The following is a 19619-nucleotide window of genomic DNA, read 5'->3' as shown; positions in this document are numbered from 1 at the left end:
ATGTACAGTGAATGGATAGTTTCTATCTTATTGCTCATTGGTGGCGCATTTATTTTAATTGGCTCGATTGGCTTAATTAAAATGCCAGATTTTTTTATGCGATTACACGGGCCAACTAAAGCAACGACCCTGGGTATGGCGGGTGTGTTAATTGCTGCTATGGTCTTTTTTAGTAGCACGCAAAATGGAATCAGTGTAAAAGAGCTATTGATCACCATTTTCTTATTAATAACAGCGCCTATTAGTGGGTATATGTTAATAAAATCAGCAATACACCATAAGCTAAAAGCTAAAAAAGGCACTAAAGGGCTTGATAATGTTGAAGATGATTAATTACTAATAAGCCTTATTTAGAATACAAGCCCGTTGAGTTTTTAACGGGCTTTTTATTGGTTGTTATTATTTGTATACTAAATACACCGCTAATATTGTTACTTTTATATGCAAAAAAATATTAAACTTATCCTCGCCAGTTTATTTATACTAATACCTTTAATTGATAGTCTTTTTGTAGCTCCTGCTTTTGGCGTTCAGTGGAAAAGCGAGCAAACGATGTACCTTGTAAATGTATATTTAATGCCAATTAAGCTTTTAATGGTCCTAATAGGTGGCTTTTTATTAGTGAGGCAAGCACGTTCTTCGTATCAAATACCGCGAGTACTTTATAAAAAAATAGCTGAGATGACCCTCTTTGTTCTCGCGGGACTACAGTCAATTGTTCTCATCGCTGTATGCGTTCTTTATGCTGTCGTTGGGACAAATGTAGAAAAGTATCAACTAAAAAATAGCATCAGTGTATACACTGCTGATGCAGATACATTAGGCGAAGCGACGCATTACTTTTCGTTTCAGTGCACTGACAAGTCAGGTTTTTATACACTTATGCCAATAGCTACTTTTTACAGGCTTGGGGATTTCTCATTCACTACTAAAAATAATGTATTGCTTATAGAGCACAATGATTACTCATTAAAGGGCAAACAACTTAAGAAAATTGATATCAGTATGTTTAGCTGCGACTGATGAAATATGATTTAAAATCATATTATTAGCTGATCATGTTATAGCTATATCATTCATTAGTGTAGGAATGTTGTAGGAAATTTCATAAATTCACCATGATTTACCTTTAAATCTAGCCATTAACTCATATTTTTCTATACTTACCAGATATCTAAACTAAGGATTTTGTATGCAATGGATGCGCTCATAAACTCAACAGAGATCCTTGCATATGCTGGCTAAATTAAGATTAAATACCCAACTAAACCTTGCATTCGGTGCAATGATATTATTACTTGGTATAGTAAGTATCGTCGCATTATTTGCACTTAATTCTGGGTATAAAAACTTCGTAGAATACAGGACTAACGCCCGTGATAGTAATTTATCGGCACTGATTCAATCAAATGTGCTTATTTTACGGCTCGAAGCCCTCAAGTATCTTAAAGATAAAAATATAAGTAATATTAACGAGTTCAATAATCGTCATTCAGTGTTAACTGATCTAGTTGATACAGGCAAAAATCAATTTACGGATTCTGCAAAGTTAACTGCTATTAATACAATATCAGATGAGATCGATTTATATAAATCGGGTTTTGATAAGATTATTAATTTGGTGAACAAGCGAAATGCCATTGTTTCATCTGTGCTTGACGAAAATGGCGTAGAGATGCGAAAAGCAGTGACACAACTCATTCAAATTAGTAATAAAGATGGTAATTTTGAAGCCCTAGCTCAGGCTGCTGCACTGCAAGAGTCATTACTATTAGGTCGCCTCTATGTCAGCAAGTATTTAATTAATAATACGCAAGCTGAGTTTGAACGTTCCATTGAAGAGTTTGATGTAGTTAATAAGCGCGTTAATGAATTATCGTTATATACGGTCAGCCCCCAAGCAACAGCATTGATAAATGATTTTATAAATCGCACAGCTAAGTATGTTGATGGTATTGACCAAATCCATAAAACAATTGATGAGCGCAATGCGATTATATCAGGTACGCTTGATAAAGTTGGACCTAAGGTGGCATCTGAAATTGAAGAAATAAAGTTAAGCTCTCAACAGCGCCAAGATCAAATAGGGCCTTCTATTCAATCCAGTAACCAAAATGCAATAAATACCATCATCGTTTTTTCAATCATTGTGATTATTTTAGGTATTGTATTGAGCATTTTCATTACTCGTTTAATTAAAAAGCCGATTGGTGGAGAGCCGTTAGAGATTGCAAAAATAGTACAGGCAATTTCAGAAGGTGATTTACGTCACCAATTTGATAATACTGGCAAAGAGTCGGGTATTTACTTGGCAATGAAAGAAATGACCTTAAAGCTGAATCAAATGTTATCTCAAATCCGTGAGTCCACTACACAGGTATCTGAAACCTCGCTTAGCCTTACTTCGATCACCAAAGAGTCGAAAACCGGCGCTGAACAGCAATCTGTACAGTTAACACAAACCGCAACAGCAATGCACGAAATGTCTGCGACGGTTAACGAAATCACTCAAAGTGCACAAATGGCAGCTGACGCTGCATCAACAGCTGATAATGAAGTGCTTAATGGGTCACAGGTTGTTGCACAAACGCATGCTGCTATGGGTGAGCTTGTAGAAACTATGATGGATGTTAGCCACACAATTGCGAATTTAGAAGCAGAGACTGAGTCTGTGGGTTCAATACTCGATGTGATCAGGGGAATTGCAGATCAAACCAATTTACTCGCTTTAAATGCTGCAATTGAAGCTGCTAGAGCGGGCGAGCAAGGGCGTGGTTTTGCGGTTGTTGCAGACGAAGTACGATCTTTAGCGAGTCGAACTCAACAAAGTACAGAAGAGATTCAAGTAATGATTTCGAAGCTTCAAAATGAAGCGAAAAAGTCTGTTGAGTCCATGAAGTCAAGCATGACGAGTGTAGAGCAAACCGCCGAAAAAACAGAGCAAACAGGTGAGGCACTAGACCAAATATCTCAATCAGTGGGTACAATTAAAGACATGAATGTACAAATTGCTAGTGCGTCTGAAGAGCAAAATGTTGTGAGTCAGCAAATTAGTGAAAGTGTGCAGCATGTTAATGAAAAAGCGCATGAGACAATGTCTGGGGCAGAGCAGGCCGCGAGTATTGCGAGTTCTTTATCAGAAACAGCGAATGAGCTAGATCATATAGTTAAACAATTTAAAGTGGCGTAACACATAACAATTTAACAAGCCGGATTTTTTGACATACATGCCACGCTATCCGGCTTTTTTACTGACTAAACAGTTTATTGTACGTCGACTTCTTGGCCCGTTTGGAGCCGTTCTGCACCGCGAATAGCGATTCTATCTCCTGTTACCAAACTCCCAGCTTCAAGTGGTGTCACAGCAATCAGTTGACCTTTTCCTGCACCTACGGTAACAGGAACTTGAATCGCTTTACTTTGTGTATCAATTTTAACGATATGCGTACCTTGCTTACGAATAATCAATGCATCACGGTTAACCAACAGCATCGCATTTTTACTTTTTAAAGGGACGGCGACGTCGACAAGCTGCCCAATCGCCCATGCATGCTTGTTTTTAGGGTTGAGTATTGCGCGAACCTCGATTGTTTGTGAACGTGGGTCAGTTGATGGTATCACGGCAGTAACAATGGCTGCAGCGCGTTGAAGTTGCGATAAATCACCCGCATTTATTGGCAGCTCGATTCCGAGCTCAAGATACTTTAGGTATTTGACAGGCACGTAAAGCCTGACCTCTAAATGATTTATATCTAATAATGTGAGTAACTCTTCTGCACGGTTTATCTCACGGCCAGCGCGTTTAAATCGTTCGCTGATGACGCCTGCGAAAGGGGCCCGGATAGTGGCTCGTTTGAGTTTATCTTCAATAACTTTCAGTTCAAGCTCGGCAAGTGCAATGTCAGAGTGAGCTAGATCGTGCTTATTTTGTACTAGGTCAACTTGGCTAATTGCCGCGCTACTTGATTTTGCTAACTCTTTGAGGCGCGTTAGTTCTTGTTGATATAGGCGTAGATTAATTTTGGCTCGGTTAAGCATCTCTTGCTGGCGTGCTTTGTCTAATTCCAGAGGAAGTGTATCCATACGCACTAAAATATCATCTTGCTTGATACGAGTTCCAGGTTCAGCAACATATAAAAGACGGCCACTAATCCCTGCGGTAAGGGTCACATCGTCTTTACCATAAAGGGTACCATTGACCTCAATTTCACTAGTAAGGGGCGCTTTAGTAACACTATCTACAGTAACCGGAACAACAGCCTTGGCATTGGTCACAAAAAAACTACAACACAGGCTAAAAGTGAGGATTGCTGATTTTATATTATGCATTGATTTACTCTCGAGATTCATTGGTTTGCCTTTAAACTTTGTGGAGCATTTGTTATTGAGCCTTCCACTTTTGAAGGAGGCAGTTTACGGCCAAGCTGTAACAAGCTAGGCATTAAAATGAGGGTGAATAGGGCACTAATTGCCATTCCGCCAACAATAACGGTCGCAAGTCCTCTATAAATTTCTGAGCCAACACCAGGCATAAGCATCAGTGGCAGCATACCAAACAGACTCGTTAGGGTGCTCAAGTAAACGGGGCGCGACCTGAGCAACACGGCTTGTTTTACTGCAGCTTCACGGTTGTGGCCATCCGCCATTGCTACACGCGTCTGATCAACTAATAAAATCGCGTTATTGACTACCAAACCAAGTAAAATAATAAAGCCTATCATGGTCAGCAAATCAAGGGATTGAAAGGTAAAAAAGTTAAGAATAAACAGTGCGAGCACGCCGCCTGCGATAGCGAGTGGCATGACAAGCAGCACTAAAAGGCTGTCTTTTGCTGACTTAAATAGCGCCGTCATCAGTAAAAATAATATGAATAGCGCAAGCATAAAATTGAGTGACATTTCAGTCATCGCAGAATTCATTTTTTGTGCATTACCTGCCAATATAGCTCCAGCATTACTTGGTAAATTAGCTCTAACTTTCGGCATAACTTGTTCAGTTAAAATTGTTTGTGCTTGTTGCAAGCTCATATTTGCTGGTGGCGTTACCACCACACTTACAGTACGACGACCATTAACACGGCGTAATTGGGTTGGTCCGACAGTGCGCTCTATATTCGCCAGCTCCCCCAATGTTTGAATACCCGAATTTGGGGTTACTATAGGCAAGGCTTTGAGTTGTTCTGGTGTTTGCCATGGTACACCACGCAAGATTACATTCATCCGCTCATTACCATCAAAGTACTCATTTACAAATAACCCACCCGTGTAGGCCTGCACAGCCTGCGAAACATCGCGGCGTGTTAGTCCTGCTTGTGTAATACGGCGGTCATTGGGTGTTAGTCTCAGCTCAGGCTCAGCCATGTCGAGGCGAGGCTGTGGTTGAGCAGTTGCATTAGGCAGCACTTCTTTAACGGCTTGCAGAGCAACGTTTGCACCCACTACTAAATCGTCCATGTTGGGCCCCGTTAAATCAATATTAATAGCACGGCCATCGCCGCCATTAGCAACTTGGATCATTGACCCTCTGAAAAAGAATACCTGAGTGTCTGGCAAGTCAATAAATATCTCTTCTCTGGCAACTTGCATCAATTCTTCGACGCGTTGTGGATCAGCAGAATAAATAAAGCCCCCTGCGTTTGAACCAAATGCATAAAAGTTAAAGTCTTTGATCCCGGGCTCTTTCTCACCCGTGTAGTAAGGCATTAAGCGTTTTTTGACCCGCATTAATAACTCTTCTTCCATAAATTGCACGTTGCCGCCTGGTGGAGTTGCTAAGTTAAAGAAAAAGCCATCTGTCGGCGCACGTGGCATAAAGTCAGTTTTAGGTAGCATAGTCAGCGTAGTCACTACTGACCCTCCAAGCAGTATTCCAATCCAGGTTAGTTGTTTAACGCGGTTGTTGGTGAGCTTCATAATGAATGAACTAAGCTTCTGCCAATAAAGGTGATAAGGGTCCGGTTTAAGTTTTGTATCAGGCCATAGATGGTTTGCTAAAGGGATAAGCGTAATTGCGCATATCATTGAAGTGATTACAGCAATGGACAGGGTTAATGCTAAGTCTGAAAACAGCTGCCCCTCAATACCGGCCATAAACAATATAGGTAAAAATATTGCAACGCTTGTCGTGGTTGAGGCAAACAATGCTCCCGTAACTTGAGCTGCGCCTTTTAAAGCGGCTTTTTTATTATCCAGCCCCTCTGAACGCAGTCTGGCTATATTTTCTTGCACTATGATTGCGGCATCTAACACTAACCCCACGGCAAAAGCTAAACCAGCTAGTGAGATAACGTTTAAACTGCGGCCAAAGATATTTAGTGCTAAAAATGCGACCATTAAGGAAATAGGGATTGTCGCCGCAATAATAAAGGTAGCCTTTAGTCCTCTAAAGAACAGCCATAAAATTAGGCATGATAAAACAACACCCAGCCCTAAGTTACCCTTCACTAATGAGAGCGCATTACGAATATGTACAGAAGCATCAAAGCTCAATTCTATAGATAAGCCATTATCAGCAAGAGGGCCTTGGTTTAGCTCTTTGATTGCTAAATTAATATCATCTAATAATGCCACTGTGTTGGCGCTATTGGAGCGCGAAATACGTATGTAATAAGCGGGTTTGCCATTGCGGCCACTCATGCCTAATCTATCTGAATAGGTGCGTTCTACGCTGGCAATATCGCCTAGATAGATTGGGCGATTATTTGAGTAACCCACACGCATTTGTGCCATGCTCGCTAAGTCGTATTGGCCGGTAAACCTAACTGTATATTGGCGTCTTCCTACGTTAGCTAGGCCACCTGATGTATCGCGGGAGCTAGCAAGTACATTACTAATTTGATTTAAGCTAATGCCTAATGCTGCTGCTTTATGAGGATCGAATGTAATTCTTAACTCTTTTGGCCGCTCACTGGCTAAATCTACTCGGGCAACCCCGGGTATACGTGCTAAGCGAGGCTCAATAAACTCATCAATTTGTTTTTGAAATTGCGCCATATCGAAATCTAAATTATCCGATTGATAATCTTTTGGCGTAACCAGAAGTGTCGCAGCTGCCTCGCCATTGTTTCCGCCAGCAAAAACCACAGGGTCAAATGCATCCAGTGGTAGAGGGGGAGCTTGATTTAAACTCGTAAGTACATCGAGCATCGCTTGCTGCATATTTTGCCCTACGGCAAAAGTGAGAGTAATAGAGCCATTTCCGCGGTTAATATTCGTATTCACCTCGAGTGCGCCGGGAGTGTTTTTAACGGCGTTCTCTATTGGTTCTATAATTACAGATTCTATTTCTTCAGGGGCTGCTTGGCGCCAACCAGAAAAAATAGTGATTTGGGGTTGTTCGATGTCTGGGGTTAATTGAATTGGCAATTTAAAAATACTTAAAATGCCAAATAAAATAATTAACACCAAGATGACTATAACGCTCGCGGGATTTTTTAACGAGCTACGCGTCAGATTCATAGTGGTTTTTCCAATATTGCGTTTGCTGCATTGTAGTGGCAGGTAAAAAAATTACCAGTGGTGTAAATGGTGTATGTGTCAGTGGTAGCGCTAGACGGCAAAATAACAGCGATAAAGTGTGTTTATGTAATACTCTGTAACAATTTAATTAAAAGTAAGCCCCTTAATATATAAGAGGCTTGGTGGTTAAGTTAGCTTTTTTCGGAACCTAACATCTCGTCGTGTTTTGTCATGTCCCACGGCAGTTCTCCAGGGCTGTTGTCTAAAAAGTGTAAGTAGTTTTCAAACTGATCGAGTATATCTTTAACAATATCACCTTCATTAAAGCCATAAATATCGTAAGATAAACCGCCTCGGCGTAAAAACACTTCGGCACGATAATAAAGCTGAGGGTCATCCTCAGTCGGTTTTAACTCAGCGTATGCAAAGCTTGGGGTTACGTGTTCTGTTAGCCTAATATCATACACAAAATCTACATGATCATGTCTTAACACGGTTAGAAAAGCACGACCCATTACGTCGTCAAATTCAACTACGGCTTGCCATTGACGAGTTTTTAGTTCGGCTTGTACAGATTCCATCGCGTTAATAACAGTTTGGCTGATAAAAGCATGTACGTCCTTCTTTTTAGGATAGCTGACCATCGCAGCTAAGCGTCGCTTCCAATGTGAAAGTTCTGGACTTTTGTTGGTCAATGTATGTGCTTGTAAGCTGGAGTCTCGGTGTCCTTCGATTCGCAAAGCCCGCCATAATCCAGCAGTTGCAAGTAACATGATCACAGCAAATGGCAATGCACTGGCTATCGTCATTGTTTGTAGCGCACTCAAACCACCGGCAAGCAATAGTACTGATGCAACTGTGCCCTCTAATACAGCCCAAAAAACGCGCTGCCAAGCAGGGGTATCTATGCTGCCGCCCGAGGCAAGTGAATCAATAACCAATGAGCCTGAATCGGACGATGTGACAAAAAATGTAATAATAAGAATTACGGTTACTAACGAGATAAAAAATGACCAAGGTAGCGCTTCAAATAGCTGAAATAATGCAACGGCATGATTAGCTTGAACATCGACAATTAGCGTATTAAAGCCCTCGTTCATTATTAAGTTAAGTGCAGTATCACCAAACACAGAAAACCATAAAAAGGTGAATATCGTTGGCACTAGCATCACGCCTACAACAAACTGCCTAATTGTTCGACCGCGGCTAATTTTGGCGATAAACATGCCAACAAACGGTGCCCAGGCAATTGTCCAGCCAAATATAAACAAGGTCCAATTGCCTATCCAGTCACTGCGGCTATAGGCTTGTAAGTTAAATGTACGTTCAACAATACCGCTTAAGTAACTTCCGGTGTTTTGCAAAAATGATTCTAAAATATGGATACTTGAACCGACAAAAAAGACAAAAGTCATTAACGTGATTGCCAGCACCATATTTAACATAGACAGGCGCTTAACTCCTTTATCCATGCCAGCTACAACTGAGATGGTCGCCGCTCCTGTTATTAAAGCTATGGCTATAATTTGTACCGTGGTATTGACAGGAATATTAGGCCATAAGTAATGTAATCCCGCGTTAATTTGCGTTACTGATAAGCCTAATGTGGTGGCAATACTAAATAGAGTACCTAAAATGGCAAACACATCCACTGTATGACCAATAGGGCCGTGAATTTTATCACCAATCAGAGGGTATAAAGCAGAGCGTATCGATAATGGTAGGCCATGGCGAAAAGCAAAGTAAGCAAGTACTAATCCTACAATGCCGTATATAGCCCAGATATGAAAGCCCCAATGAAAAAAGGCAATCTGCATTGCTTGTTTAGCTGCATCCACAGTTTCTGCTGCGCCACTTGGCGGCGATGCATAATGTAAAACGGGTTCAGCAACACCAAAATAAAGTAAAGCAACACCGTAGCCAGCAGAGAAAAGCATGGCAAACCATTCAGGAAAACTGTACTGAGGTTTTGCATGGTCAGGTCCAAGCTTAATATTGCCCCAACTAGAGGCAGCAACTGAGACAATAAAAAACCAAGAAAATAGCGACAGACAACATGTAAAACCAACCAAAGGTTTCTGTTATCCATGATAAGGTCGCACTGAATGCTTCACCGGCTAGTTCAGGGTTACTGATAGTGCCAAGTACTAAACATAAGATGATGAAAACTGCAGGTAAAAATACAGGCAGCAAAAGAGTTGAGCGGAATGTCTTTTTCGTCATATATTAATCCCTAATATTAAGTGCTAACTTTAAAGCATGCTTGCATACCTTATGACATATATTGGGTACTGGCTAATTTCACCACTTGCTTTCTTTGTAAAAATTAGCCGAATGCTAATAATTAACGGGATCTACTAATCATGAAAAATCTAATCGATCACCGTGGCAACGCGCAGTTTGGCGTGTTTGAGCAAGGAGTTGAACAAATTAACTATATGGATTTTGACTTGCGCAATAGCATGGGCAAGGTAACAAGCTCGTTTGCAAAAAAGCTAAAATTTAATCAGTTTCAGTTTATAAGTTTTACTTGTGAAACACTTATTATTGGCTTGGCGATTGTTGACTTGAAAATTGCCAGTAATTGCTTTGTTTATCTTTACGACCCTAAAAGTAATCACTTTGAAGAATTTAGTTTTACTAATTTACTTGCTTTAAAAACGCAAATAGACCAAAGCCCTAAAAACGGTAATGCATATTTTGCGAAAGGTGGAAATAGTATTGAAATCAGTGTCATTGCTAGCACACAAAAGCGAGTAGTACGCGTTAACTTAAAAAGCGGCCTTCAAATACGTGCAGAAATAAATGAGTCAGTAAATTACCAACCATTAGCTGTTTGCACTCGTGCTGGATTTACGGGGTTCCACTTTACCCAGAAAAGTGCTGCATTATTATGCTCAGGGAGTGTTGAATGGCAGGGCAAACGCATTTTACTTGAAGAAATTAATGCACTGGCAAGTGTTGATTGGAGCGCAGGTTACATGCGCCGAGAAACAAGTTGGAACTGGGGCAGTTTAGCCTGTATTTTGGCAGACGGTCGCAGGTTAGGGTTTAATTTAGCAGCGGGCGTAGTTGAAACGAGTTTTACAGAAAATGCTTTGTGGCTTGATGGAGCCCTACATAAAATCGATATGGTAGACTTTCAATTTCAACGTTATTCAAATGACAAATCAGATAATAAATGGCAATTACGTTCAAACGACGGCAAGATAAATTTAACGTTTGAGCCTGTAGGTAAACGCCAAGATAAAACTAACTTACTTATAATCGCCAGCAACTTCACTCAACACTTCGGTCGTTTTTATGGCCAAATCACCCTCGAAAATGAAGTGATTACACTCAATGGCGAGTGGGGCTTTACCGAAGATCATTATGCGAAATGGTAAAACAGAGCCCTAAGTTTTAAGTAGTAAGTTTTAAGTGGAGTAGATTTTGAAAACGGTGAATAGTAGTGAACATAAATAAAGCCCTAAACAACAATGCTTAGGGCTTCTTATAAATTAAAGTTCAGTTGATATTCTTAACACAGGATAAGCTGTGAGCTCGTGTTATCACACCTACTTACGTTTAACTCAAATCAGCTGATCGCTGACGGCTGAAAGCTTACAGCTCTTATTCGTTTATTGAACGAAGTAGGGCGTTAATACCGACTTTTTCGCGGGTTTGTTGATCGACTTTTTTCACGATAATAGCTGCATATAAACTATGGCTGCCATCTTTTGATGGTAATGCACCTGGCACTACAACTGCACCTGCTGGTACACGGCCGTAATGGATTTCGCCAGTTTCACGGTCGTAAATACGCGTGCTTTGGCTGATGTAAACGCCCATTGAGATCACAGCGCCTTCTTCAACTACTACACCTTCTACAATTTCAGAACGTGCGCCAATAAAGCAGTTATCTTCAATAATTGTAGGATTCGCTTGTAACGGCTCTAAAACACCGCCTATGCCCACACCGCCTGATAGATGAACGTTCTTACCTATTTGTGCGCATGAGCCTACAGTGGCCCATGTATCAACCATGGTGCCTTCGTCAACATAGGCGCCAATGTTTACGTACGATGGCATCAGTACTACGTTTTTACCAACAAAGCTGCCTTTGCGTGCCACAGCGTTTGGCACTACGCGCATACCACCTTGTTGAAATTGCTCTGGTGTGTAGTCACTGAATTTAAGTGGCACTTTATCGTAAAACTGGTTTACACCATCGTTCATTGGTTCGTTATCGCGGATACGAAACGACAGTAACACGGCCTTTTTCAACCACTGATGTACAACCCATTCACCGCTAATTTTTTCAGCAACACGTGCTGCACCACTATCAAGTAACTCTAGCGCATCAATAATGGCTTGCTTTACATCGCTTGATACTGAACTTGGGCTGATGCTATCGCGGTTATCCCAGGCGTTTTCAATCATGGTTTTTAAATCTGACATAATGTCCTCTTATTCGATTTCTGCGTGGAGTTTTTTACGCAGTGCTTGATGAATTTTTGTTTGTTCTTCGTCGGTCAGTGCTTGGTATTCGTTATTTGATACCACGAAGAAATCTTCCGCGCGTTGACCTACGGTGGTTATACGCGCAGCGTGTATATGTAATAAGTGTGCTTGAAAAACTTCAGCTATTTTGGTTAATAAACCAGGAATATCTACCGCTTGAATTTCAATTAAACTGCGGTCTTTACGCGGGTGAGGGCGCAGTATAATTTTTGGTTTTATATTAAAGTCTTTGAAACGTTGTGAGCGATTCTTTTTAAAGCGTATTTTTTTACGTGGATCTGCTAACGCTTGGTCAAGTCCGCGTTTTATAGATTGTGCTCGACCACTGGCAATCGGTTCACCACTGACCTCTAGGACAACAAAGCTAAAAACGACATATCCGTCTCGCGTTGTCAGGACTTGAGCGTGTTGAACTTGAGCTTTTTTCGAGCCAATCACATTTACTAAGCGCGCAAAAATGGCACCAGAATAGGGGCTATACACAAATACTTGTGTTCCACCATGCATCGCTTTATTGGATACGATAACACTTGGCTGTGACAAGTCAGCATTAATTAAGTGCTCGCTATGCCATGAAATTTGCTGTTCGCTAAAGGCAGTGAAGTAGTTAGCTTTAAACCGACTCCAAATTAAATCAATTTTCTCTTCGTCATACCCCAAATTAATCAAGCGTTGCTTAGCTTGACGTTTTTTATCACGAATTTGGTCTCGCTGATCCATTGGGTTTTCAAGTCCCAAGCGAAGAGCGCGTTGCGCGTGTAAATACAATTCACGAAGAAGCGTGTTTTTCCAATCATTCCATAAGTTGTCATTAGTTGCGCGTATATCCGCAACAGTCAAACAATATAAATAATCTAATTGGCGCTCTGTTTTTACTTTTGAGGCAAATTCTTTAATCACATCGGGGTCATTAATGTCTTTACGCTGGGCTGTAACCGACATAAGTAAGTGATTAGCCACTAACCACGAAATAAGCTTACCATCTGAGTTTGTAAACCGATGAAGTTTGGCAAATGCAATAGCATCTACAGAGCCAAGCTCGGAGTGATCCCCGCCACGGCCTTTGGCAATATCATGGAAAATACCCGCTAAGTACAGTAATTCTGGTTTATCCATTCGAGTGACTATTTCACAACATAATGGAAACTGATTGCTGCTTGACTTATCAAAATATTGATAAATATTATTTATTAATTTATGGGTATGCTCATCGACCGTATATGCATGAAATAAGTCAAATTGCATTTGCCCGAATATATTGCGCCATTGTGGTAAATAGGCTGCGAGCATGCCGTGTTTATGCATCAATGTAAAAGCACGTCCCATGCCATTTGGGTGCTTAATGATACGCAAAAATGCTTCCCGACACGCTGCGTAATCTTGCAAATCACCAAGCAAACGTCTGCGTACTTGGCGTATAGTGCGAATTGTACTTGGATAGATATGCGTGATAGCAGGGTTATCAGCAATATGTTCAAACAATACAAAAAGCTGATCACGGCGGAAAAATACGGATGGGTTTTTAACTTTTATTTGGTGACCAACACGTTCGAAGCTGTTGTCGAGTTCTACAATTGGTTGCTCACTGGATTCAGGTAAAATACTTTGCTCAAAATAAGACAATAGCATCTGGTTGAGTTCGCGTACGCGGCTCATAATCCGAAATAACCGTTTCATCATGCGCTCAACAGACGCTTTACCATCACTACCAAAGCCAAGGATTTCAGCAGCAAGGGGCTGGTGGTCAAACAATAAACGGTTTTCAGAGCGCTCAGCAGCGAGGTGCAAGGCAAAGCGAATATTCCAAAGGTTTTCTAAACACTCAGAAAGCTCTTGGTATTCTTCGTGTGTTAAGTAACCATGGCTAATCAGTTCTTGTAAAGTTTCGGCCCTAAAATGCTTTTTTGCAACCCAAATGATGGTTTGTAAATCACGCAAACCACCTGGGTTTTCTTTGATATTGGGTTCTAAGTTGTAGGCAGTGCCATGGCACTTTTTATGTCGTAGGTGTTGCTCTTTTAATTTAGCTAAAAAGAACTCATCAGAGCGCCACACAGGGGTGTCAAGAATATGCTTTTTAAGCTTTTCATACTCGATGTGATTGCCAAACAATAAGCGACTTTCTAGTAAGCTGGTGGCAAACGTCACGTCTTCACGCTTTTGATCTATGGCTTGGTCAATAGTACGTACACTGTGGCCTATCTCTAAACCTAAGTCCCATAACATAGTGACGAATTGACCAATTTTCTCACAAATAGCGTCACTCGGCTGTTCGGTCACTAATAATAGAAAGTCAATATCAGAGTAGGGGTGTAATTCACCTCGTCCATAGCCGCCAACGGCAATAAGCGCTAAATCAGGCTCGTGTGCTAAGTCATAAACATGAAATAGCTTGATCAGCAGGCGGTCTATAAATTCAGCGCGGGCATTAATCAAATTACCAACGGGTTGTTTTGAAAACTCGTTATGCAGCCATTTATAAAAATAAGCGGAGCAATCACGGTAATCGTTTAGTTGCTCGGCATCGCCAAGCAACTTTTTTACTTTATTGGGTAATGCCACGTGGGCTGGCTCCTAATGTTCGATGATCCTGTCTATGGTATCATCTGATCGGAGCGTTAAAATTTCAACACCATTTTCAGTTACTAACAGTGTGTGTTCCCATTGCGCTGACAAAGAGCGGTCTTTTGTAACCACTGTCCAGTCATCTTTTAGCAGTTTACATTGGCGTTTACCGGCATTGACCATAGGTTCAATTGTTAGGCACATGCCCGCTTTTAACGCTTCACCAGTGCCTGCACGGCCATAATGCATGATTTGTGGTTCTTCGTGAAATTCAGCGCCAATACCGTGACCACAATATTCACGCACGATAGAATAGTTAAATCCTTCAGCGTATTTTTGAATCGCTTCGCCAATATCACCAAGGCGCACACCCGGCTTGACCATTTTAATAGCAAGGTACAAGCTTTCTTGGGTAATTTGAGCAAGACGTTTCCCTTGTATATTGGGTGTTCCAACATGAAACATTTTTGATGTGTCGCCGTGGTAGCCATCTTTGATGACAGTGACGTCAATATTTACACTGTCGCCGTCTTTTAATGCTTTGTCATTTGGAATTCCGTGACAAATAACGTGGTTTACTGAAGTGCAAATTGATTTTGGAAAGCCGTGATAATTTAACGGCGCAGGAATGGCTTTTTGTACATCGACAATATAATTATGACAAATTGTGTTTAATTCATCAGTGGTCACACCAGGCACTACATGTGGCTCTATCATTTCTAGCACTTCTGCCGCTAAGCGCCCAGCTACACGCATTTTCTCTATTTCTTCAGGGGTCTTGATAACAGCACTCATAGAGGCTCCATAGTCGAGTTTTAACACATTTACCGTCGCACAATTTTTGCGCGCGACGTTGAATATTTATTTTTAATATGGTATAAAGCGCGCCGTCTTTTTACAAATAAATTCTTAAATGATTTTTTGTATTTAAGGCAAACACAATTTTATTTTAACACACACACGTATCGTCACATACACTTGGGTGCATTTGAAGTTAATTAAACTTCGGTGTTGGTGCTATGGGATATGTGGAGGCCTAACCCTAAACAACATAGAGGATTTACAAAATGGCAAACGTTTCAATGCGCGATATGCTTCAAGCTGGTGTTCACTTCGGTCACCAAGCACGTTACTGGAACCCTAAGATGAAGCCTTTCATCTTCGGCGCTCGTAACCGTGTTCATATCATCAACCTTGAGCAAACTGTACCAATGTTTAACGACGCACTTAAGTTTTTATCTGGTGCTGCAGCAAACAAAGGTAAAGTACTTTTCGTTGGTACAAAACGCGCAGCAAGCGAAGCAGTTAAAGACGCAGCAATCGCAAGCGATCAGTTTTACGTTAACCACCGTTGGTTAGGTGGTATGTTGACTAACTGGAAAACAGTTCGTCAATCAATCAAGCGTCTTAAAGACCTTGAAATCCAAAGCCAAGACGGTACTTTCGAGAAATTAACTAAGAAAGAAACGTTAATGCTTAACCGTGAAATGGAAAAGCTTGAAAAAAGCCTTGGTGGTATCAAAAACATGGGCGGTCTTCCAGACGCACTTTTCGTTATCGATGCTGACCACGAGCACATTGCAATCCGTGAAGCTAACAACCTAGGTATTCCAGTTGTTGCAATCGTTGATACTAATTCTAACCCAGACGGTGTTGATTTCATCGTTCCTGGTAACGATGATGCTATCCGTGCAATCAACCTTTACACTACCTCTGTTGCTGCTGCAATCACTGAAGGTCGTGAAAACAACATCGTTGCTCAAGCTGAGAAAGACGATTTCGTTGAAGCTGAGTAATTAGCTGTCATCAAGTCTTCATCTAAATTAGATGAAGACTTGCTATTCTTGTAGAGCGGTTAACCCGCTTATCTAACCTGAATTCAGATTTGAGGATTTACTAATGGCTGTAACTACTGCCCTAGTTAAAGAATTACGCGAGCGTACTGGCGCTGGCATGATGGATTGTAAAAAAGCGTTAACTGAAACTGATGGTGACATCGAGTTAGCGATTGAAAATATGCGTAAAAGTGGCGCTGCTAAAGCTGCTAAAAAAGCAGGTAACATTGCTGCTGAAGGTACTATCATCATCAAGCAGAATGCCGGTGTTGCAGTACTTGTAGAAGTTAACTGTCAAACTGACTTCGTAGCTAAAGATGTAAGCTTCTTAGCATTTGCTAACAAAGTTGCTGATGCTGCTATTGCTGACACAATTTCTATCGAAGACTTACAAGCTAAGTTCGAAGAAGACCGTGTTGAGCTTGTGACTAAGATTGGTGAAAACATCAATGTGCGTCGTCTTCAGTACATCACTGGTGAACAACTAGTTGAGTACCGTCACGGTGAGCGTATCGGTGTTGTTGTTGCGGGTGTTGCTGATGAAGAAACACTTAAGCACGTTGCAATGCACGTTGCTGCTTCAAACCCAGATTACTTAACGCCTGCAGATGTTCCTGCTGACGTTGTAGAAAAAGAAAAGCAAGTTCAAATCGATATCGCGATGAATGAAGGCAAGCCTGCTGAAATCGCTGAAAAGATGGTTGTAGGCCGTATGAAGAAGTTCACTGGTGAGGTTTCACTTACTGGTCAAGCTTTCATCATGGAACCTAAAAAGTCTGTTGGCGAAATTCTTAAAGAGAAAAACGCGACGGTTACTAGCTTCGTACGTATGGAAGTTGGTGCAGGTATCGAGAAGAAAGAAGAAGATTTTGCTGCTGAAGTTGCTGCACAAATTGCTGCTGCTAAAGGTAAGTAAGATTAACTATTCATGATGTAAAAGGAAAATACATGCAATTAAAGTACTATTTGCTTTTGCGTCATGCTTAGAAATTCTTTAAAATAACCGCGCTTTTATGTTTATCATAAGCGCGGTTATTTTTTATCCATAATTTAATAAAAGTTGGCCCCAATACTATGACTATCAATCGTAAACCTATTTTTAGACGTGTTCTTCTCAAATTAAGTGGTGAAGCTTTAATGGGAGATGAAGGCTTTGGCATCGATCCAAAAGTGCTTGATCGTATGGCGCAAGAAATTAAAGAGCTTGTAGAACTCGACGTAGAAGTGGGTTTAGTTATCGGTGGTGGTAACTTCTTACGTGGTGGTTCTCTTGCAGAAGCAGGTATGAACCGTGTTGTAGGCGATCACATGGGTATGCTAGCAACGGTAATGAATGGACTTGCAATGCGTGATGCTTTGCACCGCGCATTTGTAAACTGTCGTTTGATGTCAGCCATTCCATTAAATGGTGTGTGTGATGCATACAATTGGGCTGAAGCAATTAGTTTATTAAAAACGGGCCGTGTAGTTATTTTTGCAGCAGGTACAGGTAACCCATTCTTCACTACTGATTCAGCGGCGTGTTTACGCGGTATCGAAATTGAAGCAGACACAGTTATCAAAGCGACTAAAGTAGACGGTGTATTTAGTGATGATCCGGTGAAAAACCCAGACGCAACACTTTACCGCCACTTAAGCTACAATGAAATCATTGATAAAGAACTAAAAGTGATGGATCTCGCTGCATTCACATTAGCACGTGATCATAATATGCCATTGAGCGTATTTAATATGAACAAATTAGGCGCGTTAAAGCGTGTTATTATGGGCGAAGAAGAAGGAACACTTATCTCTTCACAAGCCTCAGATGAAGTAACTAACTAGATTAGGATTGAACCGTGATTAACGATATTCAAAAAGATGCTGCAGAACGCATGCAGAAAAGTGTAACGGCACTTGGCAGTCAATTATCTAAAATTCGTACAGGCCGTGCTCACCCAGCACTTTTAGATGGCATTATGGTGTCATACTACGGTGCGCCAACACCGTTGAACCAAGTAGCGAATGTAACAATTGAAGATTCACGTACACTAGCACTGAGTGTATTTGATAAATCACTTGCACAAGCGGTAGAAAAAGCAATTATGGCTTCTGATTTGGGCTTAAACCCAATGTCAGCAGGTGCAGTTATTCGTGTACCACTTCCTCCACTTACTGAAGAACGTCGTAAAGATTTAATTAAAATCGTACGTGGTGAAGTTGAAAGTGGTCGTGTAGCAGTGCGTAATATTCGTCGTGATGCAAACGGTGATGTTAAAAGCTTATTAAAAGATAAAGACATCTCAGAAGATGAAGCGCACCAAGCTGAAGATGCAATCCAAAAGCTAACTGATAAATTCATCAAAGAGATGGATACTCAACTAACAGCGAAAGAAGCTGAGTTGATGGAAATCTAAGCAGCTAAATAAGCTGAACTAGGGTTTAGGAAATATATTAGTTTTGAAACGCCGTCTGGGGTATACTAGGCGGCGTTTTTTTATGGAATACTCGATATTTATGGTTCTTAACGCTGATAAAATTTCCCAGCAATGTTTACCCAAGCATGTCGCTATAATCATGGATGGCAATGGTCGTTGGGCACAGGCTAAAAATAGGCCACGTGTTTACGGGCATAAAAAAGGGGTGGACGCTGTTCGTCAATCGGTACAGTTTTGTACTAAATTGGGGGTAGAGTCATTGACTTTGTTCGCTTTTAGTAGTGAAAACTGGCAACGCCCTGAAGATGAAGTGAGCACGTTAATGGAGCTATTCTTATTCGTGCTAAGCAAGGAAGTAAAAAAACTTCACAAAAACAATGTAAAATTAACTATTATTGGTGACTTATCACGCTTTTCTGACACTTTGCGTAGTAAAGTGGATGCAGCACATGCGTTAACTGCTGATAATACAGGACTGAAATTAAACGTCGCCGCTAATTATGGTGGCCGTTGGGACATTACAAATGCAGCTAAACAACTTGGTAAACGAATAGCTGCTGGGGAATTAGATCCCAATGATATCACTGAGCAAGATATTGCCTCACAAATGAGTATGCAGGATCAGGCAGAACCTGATTTGCTGATTCGAACGGGAGGAGACTTGCGCATTAGTAACTTTTTATTATGGCAAGCAGCTTATGCTGAGCTTTATTTTACCGATACGCTTTGGCCAGACTTCAATGAAGCTGCTTTTGCTGACGCTATCGCCTGCTACGTTGCCAGAGAGCGACGATTTGGTTGTACCGGCGAACAAATAAAACAATTACTCGCCGAAACCTAAT

At 41.1% G+C, this 19619-nt stretch carries 14 protein-coding genes and 1 pseudogene; 9 read left to right on the top strand and 6 right to left on the bottom strand.

Features of this window, described 5'->3' with window-relative positions; translation table 11 throughout:
• The 3 genes from ACFI4Z_RS02365 (at window position 1) to ACFI4Z_RS02355 (ending at window position 3190) form a co-directional block, all read left to right on the top strand.
• Window positions 1–333, top strand: a complete 333-nt coding sequence (locus ACFI4Z_RS02365) for a Na+/H+ antiporter subunit G (protein WP_099296511.1) — start codon at window positions 1–3, stop codon at window positions 331–333.
• 243 nt (window positions 334–576) lie between these two features.
• The gene (locus ACFI4Z_RS02360; protein WP_462669169.1) at window positions 577–1023 is read left to right on the top strand and encodes a hypothetical protein; all 447 of its coding nucleotides are present in this window, start codon (window positions 577–579) and stop codon (window positions 1021–1023) included.
• 211 nt (window positions 1024–1234) lie between these two features.
• Window positions 1235–3190 (top strand): methyl-accepting chemotaxis protein, encoded by a 1956-nt coding sequence (locus tag ACFI4Z_RS02355; protein ID WP_462669168.1) that lies wholly within the window; start codon window positions 1235–1237, stop codon window positions 3188–3190.
• 74 nt (window positions 3191–3264) lie between these two features.
• Here the strand turns inward: ACFI4Z_RS02355 and ACFI4Z_RS02350 are convergent, their stop codons facing one another.
• From ACFI4Z_RS02350 to ACFI4Z_RS02340, 3 genes and pseudogenes are all read right to left on the bottom strand, one after another.
• Entirely contained in the window at window positions 3265–4350 is a 1086-nt protein-coding gene (locus ACFI4Z_RS02350) for an efflux RND transporter periplasmic adaptor subunit (RefSeq protein WP_462669167.1), read from the bottom strand.
• A complete protein-coding gene (locus tag ACFI4Z_RS02345; RefSeq protein WP_462669166.1) occupies window positions 4347–7457 on the bottom strand; it encodes an efflux RND transporter permease subunit in 3111 nt (1036 codons plus the stop codon). The genes ACFI4Z_RS02350 and ACFI4Z_RS02345 overlap by 4 nt, the downstream gene beginning before the upstream one ends.
• Window positions 7458–7648: 191 nt before the next feature.
• A pseudogene (locus ACFI4Z_RS02340) lies at window positions 7649–9680 on the bottom strand (BCCT family transporter).
• A gap of 140 nt (window positions 9681–9820) precedes the next feature.
• Here ACFI4Z_RS02340 and ACFI4Z_RS02335 point away from each other — a divergent pair.
• Window positions 9821–10843 carry a DUF2804 domain-containing protein gene (locus ACFI4Z_RS02335; protein ID WP_462669165.1) on the top strand — a complete coding sequence of 341 codons (1023 nt, stop codon included), beginning with the start codon at window positions 9821–9823 and terminating at the stop codon, window positions 10841–10843.
• Window positions 10844–11069: 226 nt separating this feature from the next.
• On the opposite strand, the gene dapD is transcribed toward ACFI4Z_RS02335, so the two are convergent.
• The 3 genes from dapD to map are packed head-to-tail and all read right to left on the bottom strand — an operon-like array spanning window position 11070 to window position 15347.
• Window positions 11070–11897, bottom strand: coding sequence for a 2,3,4,5-tetrahydropyridine-2,6-dicarboxylate N-succinyltransferase (gene dapD / locus ACFI4Z_RS02330; RefSeq protein ID WP_462669164.1), 828 nt, complete (start codon window positions 11895–11897; stop codon window positions 11070–11072).
• 9 nt (window positions 11898–11906) lie between these two features.
• Complete coding sequence (glnD, locus tag ACFI4Z_RS02325) at window positions 11907–14522, bottom strand: [protein-PII] uridylyltransferase (RefSeq protein WP_462669163.1); 2616 nt, start codon at window positions 14520–14522, stop codon at window positions 11907–11909.
• Between the two features lie 12 nt (window positions 14523–14534).
• The gene (gene map / locus ACFI4Z_RS02320) at window positions 14535–15347 is read right to left on the bottom strand and encodes a type I methionyl aminopeptidase (protein WP_272897226.1); all 813 of its coding nucleotides are present in this window, start codon (window positions 15345–15347) and stop codon (window positions 14535–14537) included.
• A 245-nt stretch (window positions 15348–15592) separates the two neighbouring features.
• Between map and rpsB the strand changes: the two genes are divergently transcribed.
• The 5 genes from rpsB (at window position 15593) to ACFI4Z_RS02295 (ending at window position 19618) form a co-directional block, all read left to right on the top strand.
• A complete protein-coding gene (gene rpsB, locus ACFI4Z_RS02315; protein WP_058561295.1) occupies window positions 15593–16321 on the top strand; it encodes a 30S ribosomal protein S2 in 729 nt (242 codons plus the stop codon).
• A gap of 103 nt (window positions 16322–16424) precedes the next feature.
• On the top strand, window positions 16425–17276 hold the full coding sequence (tsf, locus tag ACFI4Z_RS02310) for a translation elongation factor Ts (RefSeq protein ID WP_462669162.1): 852 nt from the start codon (window positions 16425–16427) through the stop codon (window positions 17274–17276).
• 158 nt (window positions 17277–17434) lie between these two features.
• Window positions 17435–18184 carry a UMP kinase gene (gene pyrH / locus ACFI4Z_RS02305; RefSeq protein WP_462669161.1) on the top strand — a complete coding sequence of 250 codons (750 nt, stop codon included), beginning with the start codon at window positions 17435–17437 and terminating at the stop codon, window positions 18182–18184.
• 50 nt (window positions 18185–18234) lie between these two features.
• Window positions 18235–18756 carry a ribosome recycling factor gene (frr, locus tag ACFI4Z_RS02300; protein WP_370693511.1) on the top strand — a complete coding sequence of 174 codons (522 nt, stop codon included), beginning with the start codon at window positions 18235–18237 and terminating at the stop codon, window positions 18754–18756.
• A gap of 82 nt (window positions 18757–18838) precedes the next feature.
• A complete protein-coding gene (locus ACFI4Z_RS02295) occupies window positions 18839–19618 on the top strand; it encodes an isoprenyl transferase (protein ID WP_462669160.1) in 780 nt (259 codons plus the stop codon).
• Window position 19619 lies beyond the last annotated feature (1 nt).

Source organism: Pseudoalteromonas sp. RWi3, assembly GCF_054960735.1.
This window is presented reverse-complemented; position numbering and strand designations above follow the sequence as displayed.

Excerpts from the sequence above, each read along its gene's own strand:
- ACFI4Z_RS02295 (WP_462669160.1), top strand. The coding sequence starts at position 18,839 with ATGGAATACTCGATATTTATGGTTCTTAACGCTGATAAAATTTCCCAG.
- frr (WP_370693511.1), top strand. The coding sequence starts at position 18,235 with ATGCAGAAAAGTGTAACGGCACTTGGCAGTCAATTATCTAAAATTCGT.
- dapD (WP_462669164.1), bottom strand. The coding sequence starts at position 11,897 with ATGTCAGATTTAAAAACCATGATTGAAAACGCCTGGGATAACCGCGAT.
- ACFI4Z_RS02365 (WP_099296511.1), top strand. The coding sequence starts at position 1 with ATGTACAGTGAATGGATAGTTTCTATCTTATTGCTCATTGGTGGCGCA.
- rpsB (WP_058561295.1), top strand. The coding sequence starts at position 15,593 with ATGGCAAACGTTTCAATGCGCGATATGCTTCAAGCTGGTGTTCACTTC.
- tsf (WP_462669162.1), top strand. The coding sequence starts at position 16,425 with ATGGCTGTAACTACTGCCCTAGTTAAAGAATTACGCGAGCGTACTGGC.
- ACFI4Z_RS02345 (WP_462669166.1), bottom strand. The coding sequence starts at position 7,457 with ATGAATCTGACGCGTAGCTCGTTAAAAAATCCCGCGAGCGTTATAGTC.
- ACFI4Z_RS02360 (WP_462669169.1), top strand. The coding sequence starts at position 577 with ATGCCAATTAAGCTTTTAATGGTCCTAATAGGTGGCTTTTTATTAGTG.
- ACFI4Z_RS02350 (WP_462669167.1), bottom strand. The coding sequence starts at position 4,350 with ATGAATCTCGAGAGTAAATCAATGCATAATATAAAATCAGCAATCCTC.
- pyrH (WP_462669161.1), top strand. The coding sequence starts at position 17,435 with ATGACTATCAATCGTAAACCTATTTTTAGACGTGTTCTTCTCAAATTA.
- ACFI4Z_RS02355 (WP_462669168.1), top strand. The coding sequence starts at position 1,235 with ATGCTGGCTAAATTAAGATTAAATACCCAACTAAACCTTGCATTCGGT.
- ACFI4Z_RS02335 (WP_462669165.1), top strand. The coding sequence starts at position 9,821 with ATGAAAAATCTAATCGATCACCGTGGCAACGCGCAGTTTGGCGTGTTT.